This is a genomic window from Schnuerera sp. xch1 (genome assembly GCF_019931165.1).
Lineage (GTDB): Bacteria > Bacillota > Clostridia > Tissierellales > Tepidimicrobiaceae > JAIOUP01.
Genome location: NZ_JAIOUP010000002.1, coordinates 308163 through 314465 on the forward strand (window position 1 = coordinate 308163; position 6303 = coordinate 314465).

Annotated in this window: 8 protein-coding genes; all 8 read right to left on the bottom strand. The window is 33.0% G+C overall.

Annotation, left to right across the window (positions count from 1 at the left end; genetic code table 11):
• Positions 1-4: 4 nt before the first annotated feature.
• Positions 5-385, bottom strand: a complete 381-nt coding sequence (locus tag K8M07_RS03915) for a DUF3846 domain-containing protein (protein ID WP_223376582.1) — start codon at positions 383-385, stop codon at positions 5-7.
• Positions 386-396: 11 nt separating this feature from the next.
• Entirely contained in the window at positions 397-963 is a 567-nt protein-coding gene (locus tag K8M07_RS03920) for a DUF6329 domain-containing protein (RefSeq protein WP_223376583.1), read from the bottom strand.
• Positions 964-976: 13 nt separating this feature from the next.
• The gene (locus K8M07_RS03925; protein WP_223376584.1) at positions 977-2083 is read right to left on the bottom strand and encodes a C40 family peptidase; all 1107 of its coding nucleotides are present in this window, start codon (positions 2081-2083) and stop codon (positions 977-979) included.
• Between the two features lie 5 nt (positions 2084-2088).
• A complete protein-coding gene (locus K8M07_RS03930) occupies positions 2089-2625 on the bottom strand; it encodes a gamma-glutamylcyclotransferase family protein (RefSeq protein WP_223376585.1) in 537 nt (178 codons plus the stop codon).
• A 13-nt stretch (positions 2626-2638) separates the two neighbouring features.
• Entirely contained in the window at positions 2639-3679 is a 1041-nt protein-coding gene (locus tag K8M07_RS03935) for an amidoligase family protein (protein ID WP_223376586.1), read from the bottom strand.
• Between the two features lie 12 nt (positions 3680-3691).
• Positions 3692-4189, bottom strand: a complete 498-nt coding sequence (locus tag K8M07_RS03940) for a hypothetical protein (protein ID WP_223376587.1) — start codon at positions 4187-4189, stop codon at positions 3692-3694.
• Positions 4189-6009 carry a VirB4 family type IV secretion system protein gene (locus K8M07_RS03945; RefSeq protein ID WP_223376588.1) on the bottom strand — a complete coding sequence of 607 codons (1821 nt, stop codon included), beginning with the start codon at positions 6007-6009 and terminating at the stop codon, positions 4189-4191. The genes K8M07_RS03940 and K8M07_RS03945 overlap by 1 nt, the downstream gene beginning before the upstream one ends.
• Before the next feature lie 91 nt (positions 6010-6100).
• The coding region (locus K8M07_RS03950; RefSeq protein WP_223376589.1) for a hypothetical protein at positions 6101-6303 on the bottom strand (203 nt) is incomplete at its 5' end.

Below are 6303 nucleotides of genomic sequence, written 5' to 3' on the forward strand. Positions count from 1 at the left end.
CTCCTTAAAAGTCAAATCCTATAAACTCCATCCTTGGCTGTGCTTCTGGTTCTTCCCCAGTAAATTCTTGAATCTGTCCAAATTCATCTGCATATTCTTCTATTTGGTCATCAGTAAGGGATATAAATTCTCCATCTTGGCTATCTCCTACAATAAAAAAAGGACCAGCAATAATATAATTACCAACCCTTCGATTTAATTCCATTCCATTTATTTTTCCTTCTTCATTACATACTAATATGCAATTATCATCTAGATAAATACATTCAAATAATCCTTCGACTTCCCCTTGGATACCCTCTAAATCATTATTTATTTCCTTTTCATAGGGTAGCCTTTGTGGTTCAATTTTTAAGATACGAATTCTCTTTTCTATATTATCCATATATATTCCTCCTACATTTCCATATTTTCAAATGGTTTTATTTCACTCCAATGCTCAATATAAAGCATCATATCAAAGCAATCCTCTCCTATTTCTAGCTCTGCAAGTTCTTCCCTATTTTCTAATTCTGCCAGTACCATTGATCCTATTCCATTGTTTTCCTTTATTATAAGACCATAGTTTTCTTCTATCTCATCAAAGTATATTACCCAACTTCCATTGGAGGTATTTCTCATGGCTTCTTCCATGATTTTATCTACAACCATAGATATCTGCTTATCAATATAAGATTTTATATTTGGCATAAAAGCAGTATTTCTCGGATAGTCATAGCCCTGGCTATCTATTAAAATCCCATCTCCACTATCCATATTAAGTGCCAATAGAGCATGAACTTTCCCAGTGGAATCTATATACATTTCATCTTTCCTATCTTTAATAAAATCTCTGTCCTTTAATAAATCCATACTAAATTCTTTAAATTCCTTTTCATCCATCAATTCAATTCCTTCAATTACACAATCCTCTGTATTAAACCTTGGAATTTTTCTTTCAAATACTCCTTTTGTAATTAACATAGGGTCCTCCTTTTTATTTTAAAATATGTGGTCTTCCATATAAAACTTGCTTATTAGAATCAAATAAATTTCTATATACAACCTTCCCTTTTGAATATGATGCATCGACAACCTTACCACCACCTGCATAAACTCCAACATGAGTAATATTCATAAATCTACCATTTGGTTTATGACTCCAAAATACTAAATCCCCAGGTACTAAGTCTTTTTTTGAAATAGTAATCTTCTTTTTTACACAAAATCTTGCCTGCTCTGCTGCAGTTGCTGGAAGATTAACACCTATCTGTCTATAGCTCCATAAGGTTAAATAGCTGCAGTCAGTATATCTACCTTGTCCCCTTTTTTCTTGTGAATAGGGGTCTCCAAGTCTTGACATGGCTAGCTGTACAATCTTTGAACCCTTATCACTATTAGGTAAATCATTATATAAATCTTCTAATTCTTCAGGAGTTAAACCTTGAACCCAATCTTCCCATTCTGTAAAACCATCACCTTCATTTGGGGCAGGGGTTCCATATTGTATCCTATAATAAATTTCATTAGCATTTGACATGCTTTCATAAGCTACAGAATTTCCCATCTTTTCTTCTATATTTTTATAAACCTCTGATAGATTAGTTATAGCTACTGGCACTATATAAGTCTCTTCGTATTCATTACCTTCATCAGTTACAGTTCTTTTAAGCTCTTCATACTTAATAAAGCAATCTACAAACTTTGCTTTATCTATATTTGACGGTTGATTTTCGCCGAAATACAGAGAATAAAAAATAGCCTTAATCCTAATGGAATCTAGACTATTTCCATCCTCTATTTGCATATTTATATCCCTTATCTTTCCATCAAGCATTGCAAAACTTCTACGCATATCTTCTATATGTCCCCTATATTCTTTTGGAATATTGGCTGATATACTGCTTTCATCAAAAGATAAATACATAGCATTATTGTTATGGTTTGTTGTTCCCGAGAGAAGACTTATTACAACAACAATGATTAATATAAAGGGAGAGAGGATTGCTGCAATAGTCCACCCTATCCCTTTTCTTAGTCTTCCATCTGATAAAGCGGCTAAAGCTGTTTTTACAATAATCCCTAATGTTCCAGGGTCTGCCATTTATATCACCACCATTTCATCCCAAATATATCTCCCTGTTCAACTTCTTCTTTCTTTATTTCTTCAAAGTCTTCCATTTGACTAAGGGTTTTTTCCACTGCATTATATAAAATATCTAAGTCAAATCCTGAATCAATATAACCTTCTTCTATGGTTTTTAAATAGTTATCCGATGGATTTCCAAGTCGATGGCCTTCTGTCATTATATAAACCATGGCTGTGGCTTCATGATCACCTACAATAATATCTACTCCAGATTTCCCATAAAAGCTTGGGTATCCTTCATACCTATCAAGGGCCTTTTCATCTTCTGGCTTTATACTCCACAGTAAAATAGGAACTTTACCACCTTCACATGGTTCAATAGTTGCAACTGCACTATGCTTTGATCCTCGAAATACAAGTTCGTAGTCTTTTAACTCCGAAGCACCTATAACCTTTGCAGTGGGGCATCGGTACTTCATCTGATTTAAATTTAAATTACTTCCATAGGCGATATATAGTTTATAAATTGAATCTTTAGCCATATTTGTTTCTTCCATATTGACCTCCTTTTTAGTTCATAGACATAGTAAAAGCAGGAGAATCTTCCTCCTGCTCATTTATTTCTATATCATTATTTTCGATTTCTATCTCTTCTTCCTGACATAAAAGTTCTAATTCTCTCTTTTTTCTTAGCCTTTCTTTTTGTGCTTCAGCCTGCTCTGGTGACTTCCAAGCAATATTTCCTTCTAGATTATCTAGCAGATGTTTTCTTGCTGTTTTAAATTCATCCCCAATTAGGTTGAGTCTTAAAAGCCATCCTCTAAATGTATATTTCTCATTCTCTGATACAGTTTTTCTTGGACTTGCAGACCTTTGATTATAGGCCTGTGCTGTAATTGCCATACAAAATTGAAGGTAAGCCTTAAGTTTTCCTGCATGAAGTGATCCATTAAAGGCACGAAATTCTATTGTACCTTTTTGGAATACAGAATGTAAATTTAAGCACCTATATCTGCTGTCATGATAATGCTGATGACTTCCATCCCTTCCCTTATACCAAAGATTTTGTACTCCACTGATTGTTTTAGGCTTCTTTTTATTTAATTCTTCTAGAAAATCTTTATCTATCTTTCTGCAATATCTCCTTTCCCTTTCTGAATCTACCTTTAATGCTTTATAGATCATATCTTCTTTTGCTGCTATAATATTCACAAGATTTCTAAGCTGATAAGCCTTAAAGGGAGCTGCATTTATGTGGATATGAATACCACAGGATTTATTACAAAATGCCCCAGCCCTTCTTAATTCTCTTATCATCTCCTGAATATCTTCTATATCTTCATAAAAACATATAGGACTTACTAACTCAACACTATATTCGCCATCTGCTATTTGCTTTCTATTTCCTACTTTCTTTTGGCAGGTGATACTAGCATCCCTTACTAGCTGCCATTTTCTATTTTGATTATCTGTTACAGTATAATTTCCATATCCCCCTCCCATATAATTTACTCTACCATTTAAATATTCGCCTATAACCTGTGCGGCTCTTTTTCTTGTGATACCTGTCATTTCAACTTCTACACCAAATTTTTGCTCCCTAAGATCCATCTTCTCACCACCTTACCATAATCTTTTTTCATTTATAATGTTTATGGCATTTTCATATCCTAGATATTTTACAGAACTAGCTATCAATTCTACAAGTCTTGTATTTCTCCAAGAATCTATTAATTCTCCATAACATTTATCATGAAGTTCATTGATTTTAAAGATGGTATCTCCAATAATCTTTTCAACTTCCTCATCTAAATCATTAGATGCTTTGCTAATAAATCTTACTTTATCAATAAATTCATCTAGAATATTATCTAGCTCTTTTATATCTTTATCTTCATAATAGTTATAGGCTAGGAATGGATTTATATATTTTTCTCCATTAATACATTTCTCTATTTCCTTTAATATTTGGGGTCTATTTTTTTCTTCTGCCTTTAAATATTGCTCCATAAAACATAAAAGGTCATTATCTTTATTTGGGGTATAACTGATACACACCTTTAAATCCCCTATAATATCTTCCTTTTGATTTATAATTGATTTAAATTTTTCAATTATCACTACCTGCCACCTGCCTTTCCAAATAGCTTTTCCTTGTATGAGGGAGCATGGACAGCTAGGTTATATCTTTCATTACCACATTTATATAAGCAGACTCCCCTTTGTGGAAATTTAATTAAATTATATTCTGATTCCTCAAGCTGCAGTGTATCCATGTAAAACTGCTTATCAATATTTCCTGCATTAAATAAAAAAGCGTGTGCTGGAATAGAAAACAGCGGTTTAGTCAGTTCCTTAATTCCTTCTATATTGAAGTCTTCAAGGTTTTGGCTGCTAAGTATCACTGCTGATTCTTTCTTTCGCACTCGCTTCATAAAATTACGAATATACTCAATTGCTGTAAGATTTGTTAGGAATAAATATAATTCATCAATTCCTGCTGCAGTATTTCCTTCTGTTAGTAGCTTATCTGACATAAAGGATAATACATTAAATAGAAGGGCATTTTTAACATTTTTACTAGCTTGAAGTAGACCTTTAACCCCAAATACAATAAACCTATCTGATTTTATATTAGTGTGTCCGTTGAAAAACTTACTCTCTGCCCCTTGGCACATGGAGTGAAGTCCAAGGAGTATTTCCTGTAATAATTCTTTAGTATAGAGTTGGTACTTTTCATCATCATAGCCTTTGTATTCTTCCTCTATTAATAGATGAAAATCTGATAAAATAGGATAGTCCATGGATTCCAGCCTAGTAAAATCTGTACTGTCACTGATCTTATATTTGGTATAAAGCTTTCCCAGCATAATTTCAATTACATCAATATGCTTATCTTCAAAGTCTTTATATGAACGGAAAAAGTCCTTTAAAAAACTAATATGCTGACTTAACTTAGTTGATTGTCTAAATGCAAGAGGGGCATCATTATCATGTGGACTTCCTTCCTCATCCCAAGTTTTAGGTTCTAGCGGATTAATCATATATTCCCCACTCATTAAATCTACAAAGCATCCACCTGTATTTTCAGCTAACTCAACATATTCATGCTCAGGATCTAAACATATTACATTCTTTCCTGATTCTAAAATATTACAGAGGATTAGCTTTAATAAATAGCTTTTCCCCTGCCCGGAATTTCCCAAAATCAGAATACAGGGGTTGGTTTTATCATCATCTCTTTTATCAAAATCTACGATAATATTTGAACCAAATTTATCTCTTCCTAGATAAAATCCATTGCTATCTGTTTTGCCTGAATAGTTAAAAGGATAAAGATTAGCTACAGAAGATGCAGGCAGTACCCTTTCATATCGAGTGTCAAATACATTTCTTCCTGCTGGTCCAACACATAAAAACCCTTGCTGTTGGCGAAGCATTAGCCTATCTACATTTAATTTACTTCTTACCAGTTCAGTTAACACATCTGTCTGAAGTAGTTTTAACTCCTCATAATCATTGGCAATAAGCTCAATATATACTGCACAATGAAATAGTGGCTCCCTATTTCTATGCATGGTAGATACTAGTGTTACCACATCTTGCAGATTACTTTCTGCTGTTACAGTCTGCTGTAAATCATTTGTATTTGAAGTATTCATCCTGTTTTTATTGGCTGCATTATGAATGATTTTCTTTTCCTCATTTGGCGTTACCTGCCTTGTATAGATTCTGAGGGTAACTCCATCCTTTTCTCCAAGGTGACGGAGGATTGCCTGTTCATTTGTATTTGTAGGGTATTCCCTTAAGGCCCATACACATCTAAAGGTATTTCCACAAATAAAGTGATCCGTGTTAAATTTGATAATAGATGGTGCAATCATGTCTATAAAACTTTTGATTTTTTCATCTTCCACTATAGGTATTTTCTTTTTTATCATATTATTATATTACCTCCATTTCATTTTTTACATAAAAAAAGCCCTACACATTAGTGCAAGACTTAATCAATATAATACATAAATCATCTTCCTATTCAATTCCTAACCTATCACAGGAATGAAACATCATGACATCAAATATTTCCCCCTCAATCCTTATGATTTCATCAATAGGAATCGAGGTACCATTGGTCATAAAAATAATATGCTGGTATTCGAGGTCACTGAAAAACATTAAGTGTTTTCTAGATTTATAATCTAAAGTAATAAAATTAAAACGAACTAGTAATATAT